At 66.5% G+C, this 14,181-nt stretch carries 14 protein-coding genes; 5 read left to right on the top strand and 9 right to left on the bottom strand.

The genetic code is table 11. From position 1 onward, the window contains the following. Nucleotides 1–2: 2 nt before the first annotated feature. Both B3E94_RS07765 and B3E94_RS07760 read left to right on the top strand, forming a co-directional pair. Nucleotides 3–1,511, top strand: coding sequence for a phosphoenolpyruvate carboxykinase (locus B3E94_RS07765; RefSeq protein ID WP_286912972.1), 1,509 nt, complete (start codon nucleotides 3–5; stop codon nucleotides 1,509–1,511). A 188-nt stretch (nucleotides 1,512–1,699) separates the two neighbouring features. After that, nucleotides 1,700–2,140, top strand: coding sequence for an acyl-CoA thioesterase (locus tag B3E94_RS07760; RefSeq protein WP_286912971.1), 441 nt, complete (start codon nucleotides 1,700–1,702; stop codon nucleotides 2,138–2,140). Nucleotides 2,141–2,196: 56 nt separating this feature from the next. Here the strand turns inward: B3E94_RS07760 and B3E94_RS07755 are convergent, their stop codons facing one another. The 3 genes from B3E94_RS07755 to fdhD all read right to left on the bottom strand — a co-directional run bounded on the left by B3E94_RS07755 (nucleotide 2,197) and on the right by fdhD (nucleotide 6,064). Continuing rightward, nucleotides 2,197–2,673 (bottom strand): glycine zipper domain-containing protein, encoded by a 477-nt coding sequence (locus B3E94_RS07755; protein WP_176511961.1) that lies wholly within the window; start codon nucleotides 2,671–2,673, stop codon nucleotides 2,197–2,199. Nucleotides 2,674–2,882: 209 nt separating this feature from the next. After that, nucleotides 2,883–5,228, bottom strand: coding sequence for an FdhF/YdeP family oxidoreductase (locus B3E94_RS07750; RefSeq protein WP_286912969.1), 2,346 nt, complete (start codon nucleotides 5,226–5,228; stop codon nucleotides 2,883–2,885). A gap of 5 nt (nucleotides 5,229–5,233) precedes the next feature. Continuing rightward, nucleotides 5,234–6,064, bottom strand: a complete 831-nt coding sequence (fdhD, locus tag B3E94_RS07745) for a formate dehydrogenase accessory sulfurtransferase FdhD (RefSeq protein WP_236237918.1) — start codon at nucleotides 6,062–6,064, stop codon at nucleotides 5,234–5,236. A 175-nt stretch (nucleotides 6,065–6,239) separates the two neighbouring features. Here fdhD and lysM point away from each other — a divergent pair, with 175 nt between their 5' ends. Continuing rightward, nucleotides 6,240–6,680, top strand: a complete 441-nt coding sequence (gene lysM / locus B3E94_RS07740) for a peptidoglycan-binding protein LysM (protein ID WP_176511958.1) — start codon at nucleotides 6,240–6,242, stop codon at nucleotides 6,678–6,680. A gap of 92 nt (nucleotides 6,681–6,772) precedes the next feature. Here the strand turns inward: lysM and yrfG are convergent, their stop codons facing one another. Continuing rightward, the gene (gene yrfG, locus B3E94_RS07735; protein ID WP_286912968.1) at nucleotides 6,773–7,435 is read right to left on the bottom strand and encodes a GMP/IMP nucleotidase; all 663 of its coding nucleotides are present in this window, start codon (nucleotides 7,433–7,435) and stop codon (nucleotides 6,773–6,775) included. A 64-nt stretch (nucleotides 7,436–7,499) separates the two neighbouring features. Between yrfG and nudE the strand changes: the two genes are divergently transcribed. Beyond that, complete coding sequence (gene nudE, locus B3E94_RS07730) at nucleotides 7,500–8,066, top strand: ADP compounds hydrolase NudE (protein ID WP_176511956.1); 567 nt, start codon at nucleotides 7,500–7,502, stop codon at nucleotides 8,064–8,066. After that, entirely contained in the window at nucleotides 8,063–8,890 is an 828-nt protein-coding gene (gene cysQ / locus B3E94_RS07725) for a 3'(2'),5'-bisphosphate nucleotidase CysQ (RefSeq protein ID WP_286912967.1), read from the top strand. The genes nudE and cysQ overlap by 4 nt, the downstream gene beginning before the upstream one ends. Nucleotides 8,891–9,010: 120 nt before the next feature. Here cysQ and B3E94_RS07720 read toward each other — a convergent pair whose 3' ends face one another. Genes B3E94_RS07720 through rfbC form a run of 5 tightly spaced genes read right to left on the bottom strand, consistent with a single transcriptional unit; the run spans nucleotide 9,011 to nucleotide 14,124 of the window. Then, nucleotides 9,011–9,466, bottom strand: a complete 456-nt coding sequence (locus B3E94_RS07720) for a YiiD C-terminal domain-containing protein (protein ID WP_176511954.1) — start codon at nucleotides 9,464–9,466, stop codon at nucleotides 9,011–9,013. Further along, a complete protein-coding gene (locus B3E94_RS07715; RefSeq protein ID WP_286912966.1) occupies nucleotides 9,463–10,872 on the bottom strand; it encodes a sigma-54-dependent transcriptional regulator in 1,410 nt (469 codons plus the stop codon). Before B3E94_RS07715 ends, B3E94_RS07720 begins: the two co-directional genes overlap by 4 nt. Then, the gene (locus B3E94_RS07710) at nucleotides 10,869–12,683 is read right to left on the bottom strand and encodes a sensor histidine kinase (RefSeq protein WP_176511952.1); all 1,815 of its coding nucleotides are present in this window, start codon (nucleotides 12,681–12,683) and stop codon (nucleotides 10,869–10,871) included. The genes B3E94_RS07715 and B3E94_RS07710 overlap by 4 nt, the downstream gene beginning before the upstream one ends. Nucleotides 12,684–12,721: 38 nt before the next feature. Next, the gene (rfbD, locus tag B3E94_RS07705) at nucleotides 12,722–13,582 is read right to left on the bottom strand and encodes a dTDP-4-dehydrorhamnose reductase (RefSeq protein ID WP_286912965.1); all 861 of its coding nucleotides are present in this window, start codon (nucleotides 13,580–13,582) and stop codon (nucleotides 12,722–12,724) included. Then, entirely contained in the window at nucleotides 13,579–14,124 is a 546-nt protein-coding gene (rfbC, locus tag B3E94_RS07700; protein WP_176511950.1) for a dTDP-4-dehydrorhamnose 3,5-epimerase, read from the bottom strand. The genes rfbD and rfbC overlap by 4 nt, the downstream gene beginning before the upstream one ends. Between the last annotated feature and the right edge of the window lie 57 nt (nucleotides 14,125–14,181).

Here is a 14,181-nt window from a genome sequence, read left to right as displayed (position 1 = left end):
ACCTGAGCGTCGATGAGCTGGTTAAAGAAGCGCTGTCCCGCGGTGAAGGCGTGCTGGCCGATACTGGCGCACTGGTCGTCGAAACTGGCCACCGTACTGGCCGTTCGCCGGCTGACCGTTTCATCGTCGAAGAACCTTCCACCCAGGCCGCCATCGCCTGGGGCCCGATCAACCGCAAGTTCCCGGCCGACAAGTTCGATGCCCTGTGGGACCGCGTCGAGGCGTTCAACAACGCCCAGGATCACTTCGTTTCCTACGTTCACGTAGGTGCGGCCGCCGAGCACTACCTGCCGGTGAAGATGACCACCCAGACTGCCTGGCAGAACCTGTTCGGCCGTTGCCTGTTCATCAACCCGGAGCAGTTCAACCCGGCTGGCCGCGACCAGTGGCAGATCCTCAACGTTGCCAACTTCGTCTGCGAGCCTGAGCGTGACGGCACCAATTCCGACGGTTGCGTGATCATCAACTTCGCCGCCAAGAAAGTGCTGATCGCTGGCATGCGCTACGCCGGTGAAATGAAAAAAGCCATGTTCTCGGTGCAGAACTTCCTGCTGCCGGCCGCTGACGTGCTGCCAATGCACTGCGCTGCCAACATCGGCGAAGAAGGCGACGTAACCCTGTTCTTCGGCCTGTCCGGCACTGGCAAGACCACCCTGTCGGCCGACGAAAGCCGTTACCTGATCGGTGACGACGAGCACGGCTGGGGCGAGGGCGTTGTCTTCAACATGGAAGGCGGCTGCTACGCCAAGTGCATCGACCTGTCCGAGAAGAACGAGCCGGTCATCTGGAAAGCCATCAAGCATGGCGCCGTGCTGGAAAACGTCGTGCTCGACGCTAACAAGCACGCCGACTACGCCGACGTCAGCCTGACCCAGAACAGCCGCGCCGCCTACCCACTGGAGCACGTCGCCAAGCGCGCCGAAGCCAACCTGGGTGGCGAGCCGAACGCAGTCATCTTCCTGACCTGCGACCTGACCGGCGTTCTGCCCCCGGTTTCGATCCTGAACAACGAGCAGGCGGCCTACCACTTCCTGTCCGGCTACACCGCGCTGGTCGGTTCCACCGAAATGGGTTCGGGCGGCGGCATCAAGTCGACCTTCTCCACCTGCTTCGGCGCACCGTTCTTCCCGCGCCCGGCCGGCGAATACGCTGAGCTGCTGATCAAGCGCATCAACGCCTTCGGCTCCAAGGTCTACCTGGTCAACACCGGTTGGACCGGCGGTGGCTACGGCGTCGGCAAGCGCTTCAGCATCCCGACCACCCGTGGCGTGATCGCTGCGATCCAGAGCGGTGCTCTGGTCGGTGCCGAAACCGAACACCTGGACATCATCAACCTGGACGTGCCAAAAGCCGTTCCAGGCGTCGAGACCGAACTGCTCAACCCACGCAACACCTGGGCTGACAAAGCGGCCTACGACGAAGCGGCCAAAGGCCTGGCCGGCCTGTTCACCGAGAACTTCAAGAAGTTCGACGTGTCCGACGCCATCAAGGCCGCTGGCCCACAGCTGTAAGCTGACGCCAGCTGCAACGAGAAAGCCGCCCCCAGGGGCGGCTTTTTTTTGTGCCTGATATCTTTACTGCTAGCGCCCTCAACCTTGTGGGAGCCGGCTCGCCGGCGATACGGCCCGACCAGGCAGCCACAAACCCAGGAAATTCTGTTTCACTGACAGTATCCATTGCGACGATACGAGTCAGCCCGATGATCGAATCCCCCAACCGCACAGCCTTTTCCCACTTTCACCCGATCCTCACCCGCCCCCAGGACAACGACCACAACGGCCACATCGGCGGCGCCACCGTGCATGGCTTCTTCGAGACCGCCGTGCAGGCGTTTCTGGTGGAGCAGGCCGAGTTCGACCTGCGCGAGGGCGAGCTGGCGGCCTTCGTGGTCAGTTCCGCGGCAGACTTCTACGCGCTACCCGGCTTCCCCGACGTACTGGAGGTGGGCCTGGGCGTGACGCGCCTGGCGGGGAGCACGGTGGAGTACCGGCTGGCGCTGTATCGCCCGGGCGAGGCGGATGCCTGTGCGGCGGGCACGGTGGTGCAGGTGTTCATCGAGCGCGCCAGCGGCACGCCGGTGCCCCTGCCTGAGCCGCTGCAGCGCATCCTGGCCGGCCTGCAGCTCGAAGCCCAGGCATGAAAAAGCCCCGCCGGTGAGGGCGGGGCTTTTTTGCTACCAGGGAGGTGCCCCCGGTATCAGTGGCGCCAGTGCTTGTGCTTGCGGTGGCCGTAGTGGCGGCCACGGTCATAGTGACGACGGTCGTCGTAACTGCGACGGTAGCGGCGATCATCGTGGCGCTCGTCTTCATCGGCCTTGTTGCCCATGTAGTTACCCAGCGCGCCACCGGCACCACCGCCTGCGGCTGCGCCGATGTAGCTACCGGTGGTGCCGCCTACCGAGCGGCCGACCACGTTGCCGCCAGCGGCGCCCAGCGCGCCACCGATGGCCGCCTCGCCGCGCTGGCGCTTGTCGGCACCCAGGGCACCGCCTGCGGCGCCACCCAGGCCGGCGCCGATGGCACCGCCAGTGCTACCACCGATGGAGTTGCCGACCACGGAGCCGAGTACCCCACCTAGTGCGCCGCCAATGCCGGCCTCGGTATTGCCACCGGCCATGGCAACGCCGCTGAGCAAGCTGAAAGACAACAACAGAATCGAGGAGTACTTCTTCATCAACAGAGCCTCATAGGGATGACGAGGCGAAATTTGAGGCTCCGAGGTGCGCGTGGCAACGCAAATCCGACGAGTAGCACGATTTGTACACAATTCTCTAAGTTATTGTTTTTGCGATGAAACTTTCTCGAATATTGCAGGTCTGAAATAATTGTGACGAAGCCCTGACCCCTTGTGGAGCAGGGCTTTTTGCGTTTTTGCCGGTCGATTTACAGGATGCGCCCATCGTCCCGCGCACGCTCCAGTTTGATCGCGACGAACTTGGAAGTCGGCGTGTGGCTACCCTCGCCAATGCTCTCCAGCGGAATCAACGGGTTCACTTCCGGGTAGTAGGCCGCCGCCTGCCCGGCCGGGATATCGAACGCCAGCAATGTGAAGCCATGCACCCGGCGCACGTGCTCATCGCCCCACAACGACACGATGTCGACCTTCTGCCCCGGCTGGAAGCCCAGGCGGACGATGTCGGCTTCGTTGGCGAACAGCACGTCGCGCTGGCCACGCACGCCACGGTAGCGGTCATCCAGGCCGTAGATGGTGGTGTTGTACTGATCGTGCGAGCGCATCGATTGCATGATCAGGTCCGGCACCTGGCCGCTGGCGCGCACACGCGCATCGAGCAGGCTGTCCGGCAGCAGGTTGGCCTTGAAGTTGGCGCGGCCCGAGGCGGTCTTCCATTCGCGGCTGGCGGCGCTGTTGCCCAGGTAGAAACCGCCGGGCTGGCGCAGGCGCTGGTTGAAGCCGCTGAAGCCGGCGATGGTGTCGCCGATCAGGTCGCGGATGCGGTCGTAGTCGGCCACCAGCCAATGCCAGTCCACCGGGTGCTTGCCCAGGGTCGCGGCGGCGATGCCGGCGACCACCGCAGGCTCCGAGCGCATCTGCGATGACAGGGGTTTGAGCTGGCCGTTGGAGGCGTGGACCATGCTGAAGGAGTCTTCCACGGTGACGGCCTGTGGCCCGTCGGCCTGCAGGTCGATGTCGGTACGCCCCAGGCACGGCAGGATCAGGGCCTGCTGGCCGTGGATCAGGTGGCTGCGGTTGAGCTTGGTGCTGATCTGCACGGTGAGCGCGCAGTTGCGCAGCGCCTGGGCGGTGCGCTCGGTGTCCGGGGTGGCTTGGGCGAAGTTGCCGCCCAGGCCGATGAAGACCTTGGCGCGGCCCTCGAGCATGGCATGGATGGCCTCGACGGTGTTGTGGCCGTTGTGCCGGGGCACCGGGAAGCCGAAGCGTTGCTCGATGGCATCGAGCAGCACCTGCGGCGGGCGTTCGTTGATGCCCATGGTGCGGTCGCCTTGCACGTTGCTGTGGCCACGCACCGGGCACAGGCCGGCACCGGGCGCGCCAATGTTGCCGCGCAGCATCTGCAGGTTGACGATTTCCTGGATGGTCGCCACCGAGTGGCGGTGCTGGGTGATGCCCATCGCCCAGCACATGATCACGCGTTTGCCACGGCAGTACATGCGGGCGGCCAGTTCGATATCGGCCAGTGTCAGGCCCGACTGCGCCTCGATCTGCTGCCAGGCGGTGGCATCCACCACCGCCAGGTATTCATCGACCCCCAGGCCATGCTCGGCGATGAAGGCATGGTCGAACACGGCCGGCTCGCCCTTGGCCTGCGCCTCGCGCTCCCACTGCAAAACGAACTTGGCCATGCCGCGCAGCAGCGCCATGTCGCCGCCCAGCGCCGGGCGGAAGAACGCCGTGTTGGTCGGCCGGTCGCTGTTGGTGAGCATTTCCAGCGGGTTCTGCGGGTGCTGGAAGCGCTCCAGGCCACGCTCTTTGAGCGGGTTGATGCACACCACCTGGGCGCCGCGTTTCACTGCATCACGCAGCGGGTCGAGCATGCGCGGGTGGTTGGTGCCGGGGTTCTGGCCCCAGACGAAGATCGCGTCGGCGTGCTCGAAATCGTCGAAGGTGACGGTGCCCTTGCCCACCCCGACGCTTTGCCCCAGGGCCACGCCGCTGGCTTCGTGGCACATGTTCGAGCAGTCGGGGAAGTTGTTGGTGCCATAGGCACGCACGAACAGCTGGTAGAGATACGCCGCTTCGTTGCTGGCGCGCCCGGAGGTGTAGAACTCGGCCTGGTCAGGGCTGGCCAGCTTGTTCAGCTCGCGGGCGATCAGGGCGAAGGCGGCGTCCCAGGCGATGGGCCGGTAACGGTCGCTGAGCGGGTCGTAGACCATCGGCTCGGTCAGGCGGCCCTGGTACTCGAGCCAGTAGTCGCTCTGCTGGCGCAAGGCGCTGACGCTGTAGCGGGCGAAGAAGGCGGCGTCGACGCGGCGCTTGGTGGCTTCCCAGTTGACCGCCTTGGCGCCGTTTTCGCAGAACTTGACCATGCCGCTCTCGGGCGAGTCGCCCCAGGCGCAGCCCGGGCAGTCGAAGCCGCCGTTCTGGTTGGTCTTGAGCAGCGCGCGGATGTTCTTCAGCGCGTTGTCGCTGCCGACCCAGGCCTTGGCCACACTGCGCAGCGCGCCCCAACCACCGGCGGGGCCGTGGTAGGGCTGGTAGCGAGGGGAGGAGGCTGGGGCGTTATCCGGAAGGTTCTGGTACGAGGTCACGGCTGTTACGACTCCGCCGCTGGGCTATAGACCCGCGGTGCACTGTGTTTGGGCAGGTGAATGAGGTTGAGGTTGTGCTTGCGCGCCCATTGCAGGGCAAGGCCGGTGGGCGCCGACAGGCTGACCAGGGTCTGGATGCCGGCGCGCAGCACCTTCTGGATCAGCTCCAGGCTGCAGCGGCTGGTGACGATGGCCAGCCCGCCGGTGGTGCTGATGCCTTGGCGCAGCAGGGCGCCGATCAGTTTGTCGAGGGCGTTGTGCCGGCCGATGTCTTCGCGGCCCAGCAGCAGCTCGCCCTGGTCATTCATGAACAGCGCTGCATGCACGGCGCCGCAATGCTGGCCCAGTGGCTGGAAGGCATCGATACGCTGGCGCAGGCCGGCCAGCCACTGCGCCGGCGGCAGCGGGGCGCCCGGCAGCGCGGCCAGTTCCGGCAGCGCCTGCTCCAGGGCCTCGACCCCGCATAGGCCGCAGCCACTGGTGCCGGCCAGCTGGCGGCGCTGGTTCTTCAGGTTCCAGAACGCGCGGCTGGAAATTTCCAGGTCGGCATACATCGCCGAGCCGCTGCCGGAGAGTTTCAGGTCGTAGATTTCTGCCGTGCCTTCGACAATGCCGCTGCCGACGCTGAAGCCGACGGCAAAGTCTTCAAGGTCGGTGGGGCTGACCAGCATCACTGCCTGGTTGAGGCCGTTGTAGGCGATGGCCAGGGCCACTTCCTCGGCCAGTGGTGTGCTCGCCAGCTCGCCATCGTCGAGCTGGGCATAGTCGTAGGTATTGCTGGCGGCGGGCAGGGCCAGAGGCGTGGAGGCCGCGCAGACCGGAGGTTTGCTGTTCATCGGGGCTGACTACCGGCGGCTATCTGATAGCACCAGCCTAGGCCGGCGGGCTGCGCGCGTCTAATCGCTAGGGTCTATGCCTTGATAGAGCGCGTCGATGAGCGGCAAGGGGCGGGGTGGGCAAAGCTGGCCTAGACTCCTTGCTCCGAAGGTATACGTCAACAAGGAGCGCGTCATGAGCCTGTTCAGTTTCGTGAAGGAAGCCGGCGAGAAGTTGATCGACCTGCTGACCCCCGGCAACGCCAACGCCGAGGAGCAGTTGAAGAAGCACGTGGAAAGTGTCGGCCTGGGCAACCCCAACATCACCGCCACCGTGGAGGGTGACAAGATCATCCTCAAGGGCGAGGTGGCCAGCCAGGAGGAGAAGGAAAAGATCATCCTGGCGGCGGGCAATATCAATGGCGTGGCCAGCGTCGATGACCAGATCACCGTGACCGGGCCGGTGGTCAAGGCCGCGCGGTTCGTGACCGTGAAGAAGGGCGACACGCTGTCAGCCATCTCCGTGGTCGTGTATGGCAATGCCAACCAGTACAACAAGATCTTCGAGGCGAACAAGCCGATGCTGTCGCACCCGGACAAGATCTACCCGGGGCAGGTGCTGCGTATTCCTGACTGATAGATCTTCATGGGCTTCATCGCCGGCAAGCCGGCTCCCACAGGTTGGCCATCGCGTTTCCTGTGGGCGCCGGCTTGCCGGCGACAGGGCCATCACAGCCCCACCAGCAACTCCCGATAATCCTCCACCGCCGCGAACTCCTGGGTATCGCGCGGCGCCGCCTGGCTGTCCGGCTGGCGCACCGCCAAAAGGTGCGCCACACCAAAGCGCTGCGCACTGCGCAAGATGGCCAGCGTGTCATCGATGAACAGGCTGCGCTGCGGCTCGAAGCCGATATCCGCCTGCAGCGCATCCCAGAACTGCGGGCTCTCCTTGGGGTAGCCATAGTCATGCGAGCTGATCAGCCGCTCGAAATACGGCGCCAGCTCCACCCGCTCCAGCTTCAGCGACAGCGAATCGCGGTGGGCATTGGTGATCATCACCACGCGCTTGCCGGCCTGGCGGATGGCTGCCAGGAAGGTATCGGCATCCGGCCGCAGGGCGATCAGGTCGGCGATCTCGCGCTTGAGCTCGCGGATCGGCAGCTTCAGTTCGCGGCTCCAGAAGTCCAGGCAGTACCAGTTCAGGGTGCCGGCGTTGCGCTCGAACAGCGGCTGCAGCTCCATTTGCGCCATGGCCCGGCTCACCCCGTGCAGCTCGGCGTAGCGCTGGGGCAGGTGGTCGAGCCAGAAGCGGTTGTCGTAGTGCAGGTCGAGCAGGGTGCCGTCCATGTCCAGCAGGACGGTATCGATGGCGGACCAGGGAAGAACAGGCATGGGAAACTCTCGTTCAGTCGGCAAGCCACGGTATAGTAACCCGTTCACGCCAAGGAGCCGCCCCATGCGCCAGAAACCCACCGTCCTCAGCCGCGAAATCGTCGCCAGCAGCCGCCTGTTCCGCGTCGAGGCCGTGCAGCTGCGCTTCAGCAATGGCAACGAGCGCACCTACGAGCGCCTGGTCGGCCGTGGCAATGGCTATGGCGCCGTGATGATCGTGGCCATGCTCGACGCCGAACACGCGGTGCTGGTCGAGGAATACTGCGGCGGCACCGATGAATACGAGCTGTCGTTACCCAAGGGCCTGATCGAACCGGGTGAGGACGTGCTGGCTGCGGCCGACCGCGAGCTCAAGGAAGAGGCCGGGTTTGGCGCACGCCAGCTGGAGCACCTGACCGAGCTGTCGCTGTCGCCGGGCTACATGAGCCAGAAGATCCAGGTGGTGCTGGCCAGCGACCTGTACGAAGAGCGGCTGGAAGGCGACGAGCCCGAGCCGATGCGCGTCGACAAGGTCAACCTGCGCGAGCTCTCGGCCCTGGCCATGCACCCGCAGTTCACCGAGGGGCGGGCGTTGGCGGCGCTGTACCTGGCCCGTGACCTGCTGATCCAGCGGGGGCTGCTCGAGGTATGAACGACCAGCAACTGATGCTCGAAGTGGTCAAGCTGGCCGGCTTGGCCGGCGACGCGATCCTGCCGTTCTGGCGCGCCGATGTCGCGGTGACCAGCAAGGCCGACGACTCGCCGGTGACCGCCGCCGACCTGGCCGCGCACCAGGTGATCGCCGACGGCCTGCAGGCGCTGGCGCCGCAGATCCCGGTGTTGTCAGAGGAAGACTGCAATATCCCCCTGGCTACCCGCCAGGGCTGGCAACGCTGGTGGCTGGTCGACCCGCTCGACGGCACCAAGGAGTTCATTGCCGGCAGCGAAGAGTTCACCGTCAACATCGCCCTGATCGAAAACGGCGAGGTGGTGTTTGGCGTGGTGTCGATGCCGACCAGCGGGCGCTGCTATTTCGGTGGGCGCAAACTGGGCGCCTGGCGCGCAGAGGCCGGCGCGGATGCCCTGCCGATCCAGGTGCGCAACGCGCCGCCAGCCGACGGCCGCTTCACCGTGGTGGCCAGCCGTCGCCACTCCAGCCCGCAGCAGGAGGCGTTGCTGGCAGGGTTGGGGGCTGCGGTGGGGGCGCTTGAGCTGGCCAATATCGGCAGCTCGCTGAAGTTCTGCCTGCTGGCCGAAGGCAGCGCCGACTGCTACCCGCGCCTGGCGCCGACGTCGCAGTGGGACACCGCAGCGGCGCAAGGCGTGCTGGAAGGTGCCGGGGGTGAGGTGATCGGCCTGGATGGGCAGCCGTTCCGCTACCCGCCGCGCGAGTCGCTGCTCAACCCGTTTTTCCTGGCCTTGCCCGCTGCAGCGGTGTGGCGCCAGGCGTTCATCGAGCAGCACATCAAGGCCTGATGGCAGGTCTGGCCTCATCGCCGGCAAGCCGGCTCCCACAGGTGCAGCACTGCTCCTGAGCCATGTGCTTTCCCCTGTGGGAGCCGGCTTGCCGGCGATGAGGCCGGTGAAATCAGCAAATTAGCGGTGCAATACGTACTGCCCGCTGAACCTCACCGCAGGCTCGTCGCTGCCAAGGTTGCTCACCGTGGTTTCCAGCGTCAGCCGCGCACGCCCTCGGCGCTGGTACATCGTCACGAAGCGTTCCCAGGTCTTTTCATCCGGCGCCGCACAGCGCGCCACCGCCGCGCCCGTCACCGGCAGCGGATAACTGATCTGCCCCTCCTGGATGACGATGTGCCCATCATCGATGCCCAGCTCGCGCAGGCGCAGGTGCAGCCAGCCCCAGCCCACCAGCACTGCGGCGCAGTACAGGCTGCCGCCGAACATGGTGCTCTTGTGGTTGACGTTGGCGGCCAGCGGCAGCTGCAGGCGCAGGGTCTGGGCTTGCCAGTCGAGCACCTCCAGGCCCATTTCACGGGTCAGCGGGATGTCGCCGTGCAGCACGTGCTGCAGGTACTGGCTATCGGAACTCATGGGCGGTTTTCCTCGTGATCGTCTGGCCCGCTGCTGCCACCTTCGAAGTGCAGGCCGTGTTTGCGCAGCTTGTCGTGCAGGGTCTTGCGCGGGATGCCGAGGGCCTCGGCAAGGCTGCGCATGGAGCTGTGGGGCTGGGCCAGTTCGGCGGCAATCAGCGAGCGCTCGAAACGCTCCACCTGCTCACTCAAGTTGCCCAGCAGGATCGGCGCCGCCGCCGGCGCTGCAGCGGCCACCTGGCCGTCCAGGGCCAGCTCCAGGCCCAGGGCGAAACGCTCGGCGGCGTTTTGCAGTTCGCGCACGTTGCCCGGCCAGCCATGGCGCAGCAGCATGGCGCGTTGCGCCGGTTGCAGGCTGTGCGGCGGCAAGCCGTGGCGCTGGCTGGCCGCGTCGGCGAAATGATGGAACAGCACCAGGATGTCGTCCCCGCGCTCGCGCAGCGGCGGGATGCGCAGCGGCGCCACGTTCAGGCGGTAATACAGGTCGGCGCGAAAACGCCCCTGGTCGGCGGACTGGCGCAGGTCTTCCTTGGTGGCGGCAATGATGCGGATATCCAGCGGGATCAGCTGGTTGCCGCCCAGGCGCTCGACCACCCGTTCCTGCAACAGGCGCAGCAGCTTCACCTGCACGTCCAGGCTCATGCTCTCGATTTCGTCGAGGAACAGCGTGCCGCCGTTGGCGAATTCGAACTTGCCGATGCGGCGCTTCTGCGCGCCGGTGAAGGCCCCCGGCTCGTGGCCGAACAGCTCGCTTTCCACCACCGACTCGGCCAGTGCCCCGGCGTTGATGGCCACGAATGGCCCATCGCGACGGCTGGACAGGTCGTGCAGGGCGCGCGCCACCACCTCCTTGCCAGCACCGGTTTCACCGAGAATCAGCACGTCGGCGCGGGTGCCGGCCAGGGCGCCGATCTGCTCGCGCAGGCGCAGCATGGACGGCGAATGGCCGACCAGGCGCGTGGCCAGCTGCTGGCGGTCGCTCAGGGCCAGGCGCAGGCTGCGGTTGTCCAGCACCAGGCGGCGCAGGGCCAGGGCGCGGCGCACGCTGTCGAGCAGGGCATCGCTGGCGAAGGGTTTTTCCAAAAAATCATAGGCCCCGGCGCGCATCGCCTGCACCGCCAGCGGCACATCGCCGTGGCCGGTGATCAGCAGCACCGGCAATTCGCTGTCGCGGCCATGCAGCTGTTCCAGCAACTGCAGGCCATCGATGCCCGGCATGCGGATATCGCTGACCACCACGCCAGGCCAGTCCGGCTCCAGGCGCTCGGGCAGGCCCTGCGCATCGGCCAGGGCGACCACCTTGAGCCCGGCCAGGTCGAGGGTCTGGCTCAGGGCCTGGCGCAGGTGCGGGTCGTCGTCCACCAGCAGCACCTGGGCCTGGTTGTCGATCTGTGTCTCGGTCGTCATGCCGAGGGGTCCTCCGAGGGTTGCAGGTTGGCGCCGGGCGCGGCCGTGCGCAGTTGCAGGGTCAGCAGCGCGCCACCTTCCGGGTGGTTGGCCAGCAGCAGTTCACCGCCCAGGGCACGCATCAGGCTTTCACAGATGGCCAGGCCCAGGCCCAGGCCCTGGGTGCGGGTCTTGGTGGTGAAGAACGGCTCCTTGGCATGCTCCAGGGCCTGGCGGCTGAAGCCCGGGCCGTTGTCGCGGATGTACAGGTAGACGTAGCCATCGCGGGTTTCGGCACTGAGCCACAGGCGCCGTGGGTTGGCCTTTTCGGTCAAGGCGTCGAGGGCGTTGGCGAGCAGGTTGCCGAGCACCTGGCGCAGGCGTGTTTCGCCGGCCTGGACCCACAAGGTAGCGTCCGGCAGGTCGCGCACCAGCTCCACGGCCATGGCCCGGCGGCGCTTGGCCAGCAAGGCCAGGGCATCGTCCAGCGCCGGCTGCAGGGCCACGCTTTCCGGGGCGTGGCGGTCGCGGCGGGCGAAGGCGCGCAAGTGGGCGATGATCGAGGCCATGCGCCCGGTCAGCTCGCCGATCAGCTTGAGGTTGCCGCGGGCATCCTCGGTGCGCTGGTGGTCGAGGAGAATCTCGGCGTTTTCCGCGTAGCTGCGGATGGCCGCCAGCGGCTGGTTGAGCTCGTGGCTGATGCTCGCCGACATGGTGCCGAGCACCGACAGCTTGCCGGCCTGCACCAGTTCGTCCTGGGCCCGCACCAGCTCCTGCTGGGCGTTTTCGCGCTCGAGCACGGCATTTTTCAGCCGGGTGTTGAGGCCTTCGAGGTCGGCGGTGCGCTGCACCACGCGGTTTTCCAGCTCCTGCCGGCCCCGGGCCTCGAAGTCGATGCGGTCGATGTAGTGGCGCCGCCGCTGCATCACCAGGCCGGCCAGCAGCATCAGCACCAGCAGCGCACCACCGCCAATGGCCATCACCGTCTGCACCGAGCGGTCGACCAAGGCGCGGGGCGCCAGCAGGCTCACTTGCCAGCCGGTTTCCTTGATGTCACGGCTTTGCGTGAGCCAGGCGTCCGGGTTCAGCACCAAGGGCTGCGGCGCCTGGGTCGGGTAGGGCTGGATGGCGATGATCGCCTGGCGCTCGGCCTCGGTCAGCGCGCGGGTGGCACGGAAGCGCCAGTCGGGCCGCGAGGTGAGGATGACCACGCCATTGTGGTCGGTCAGCAGCAACTGCTCGGGGGTGCGGCCCCACAGGGTTTCGGTGTGGTCGAGGTCGACCTTGACCACCAGCACGCCGACGATGCGCTCGCGGTCGTGCACGGCGGCGGCGAAGAAGTAGCCGCGCTTGGCCGAGGTGGTGCCCTGGCCGAAGAAGCGCCCCAGGTGCCCGTCCATGGCTTCGATGAAATAGGGGCGGAAGGAGAAGTTGCGGCCCACGAAGCTGTCGCGCTTGTCCCAGTTGGAGGCGGCCAGGGTGTTGCCGCTGACGTCCATCAGGTACATCACCTCGGCGCCGGTCTGCTGGACGATGTCCTTGAGCAGGCGGTTGGCGTTGGTGACCGCTTCGAGCTTGAACGGGTCGGCCAGCACCGTGCGCAGCGCCGGCAGTTCGCCGAGGATCTGCGGCAGGGTTTCGTAACGGTGCAGGGTGCCGAGCAGGTTGGCCACGTACAGGTCGAGGGTCTGGCGGTTCTGCGAGGCCAGTTCGTCCTGGTAGTAGCGTTCGGCAAGGTGGTGCAGCGGCCACAGCAGCGGCGCCAGGCACAGCGCCAGCAGGGCCAGGCTGCGCCAGCGGGGGCGTCGGGGGGGCGTCGGTTTTGCAATCATTGCGTAAATGCGCCAGAAGAGTCTGGCGCAATTATGCGCTACTTGAGGCAGTCGATCAGCGCCTGCTGCCAGTGCGGCAGGTGGATGTCCCATTCATGGGCCAGGCGGCTGCAGTCCAGGCGCGAATTGAGCGGGCGGCGGGCGGGGGTGGGGTAGTCGCTGGAGGGGATCGGCAACAGCTCGGCGCAGGGCAGGCCGCGCGCCTGGAGCTGTTCGGCGATGGCCTGGGCAAAGCCGAACCAGGAGGTTTCGCCCTGGGCGGTCAGGTGGTAGGTACCCCAGGCGCCAGCCTGGCCGGCCTGCCAGCGCTCGATCAGGGCGCGGGTGCTGGTGGCGATGGTCGTGGCCCAGGTGGGGGCGCCAACCTGGTCAGCGACTACCCGCAGCTGCGGTTTTTCCTGCAGCAGGCGTTGCATGGTCAGCAGGAAGTTGCGCCCGTGCAGCGAATACACCCAGCTGGTGCGCAGGATCAGGTGCTCGCCATCCACCGCGGCGATGGCCTGCTCGCCGGCCAGCTTGCTGCGGCCATAGACGCTCAGCGGGTTGGGCTTGTCGGCTTCGTTGTAAGGCAGGGCCTTGCAGCCGTCGAACACGTAGTCGGTGGAGTAGTGGATCAGCGGCGCGCCCAGGCGCAGTGCTTCTTCGGCCAGTACCCGCGGGGCGTCGGCGTTGATCGCATAGGCGGCATCCGCGTCGCTTTCGGCCTGGTCCACGGCGGTGTAGGCCGCGGCGTTGACGATCAGGTCGGGGGCCAGCCGGCGCAGCGGTTCGCGCAAGGCCTCGGGGCGGGCCAGGTTCAGCTGCTCGCGGCCCAGCAGGTGAAGCTCGCCAAGGCCGGCCAGCTGGGTGCCGAGCGCTTGGGCAAGCTGGCCGTTGTGGCCACAGATGAGAATTTTCATGGGAACAGGTCCGCGTTGGCCAACCAGGCGCCGGCCTGGTCCTTGGCCGACAGCAGGGGCGGTGCCTGCAGGCCCCAGTCGATGGCCAGGTCCGGGTCATCCCAGCGGATGCTGCGCTCGGCAGATGGGTTGTAGTAGTCGGTGGTCTTGTACAGGAAGTCGGCCGACTCGCTCAGCACCAGGAAGCCATGGGCGAACCCTGGCGGGATCCAGAACTGGCGGTGGTCGTCGGCATTCAGGCGGGTGGCGACCCAGCGGCCGAAGGTCGGCGAGCTGCGGCGGATGTCCACGGCCACGTCGAGCACGGCGCCCTGGGTGACCCGCACCAGTTTCCCCTGGGGGTTGTCGATCTGATAGTGCAGGCCGCGCAGCACACCGCGCTGGGAGCGGGAATGGTTGTCCTGGACGAACTGCGCCTGGATCCCCGTCGCCTCGGCAAAATCGCGGGCGTTGAAGCTTTCGAGGAAAAACCCTCGGCTGTCGCCGAAGACCTTCGGTTCGATGATCAGTACATCGGGTATTGCGGTGGCGATTATGTTCATGGCGATTGGTCGACCAGTAAGTTCAGAGTTAGACCGTACCGGTCATCAGCAGTTTTG

This window comes from Pseudomonas sp. UBA6315, from assembly GCF_002438125.1.
Classification (GTDB): domain Bacteria; phylum Pseudomonadota; class Gammaproteobacteria; order Pseudomonadales; family Pseudomonadaceae; genus Aquipseudomonas; species Aquipseudomonas faucium.
The sequence above is the reverse complement of the archived record's forward strand: the minus strand, read 5'-3'. Positions and strand labels throughout refer to the sequence as shown.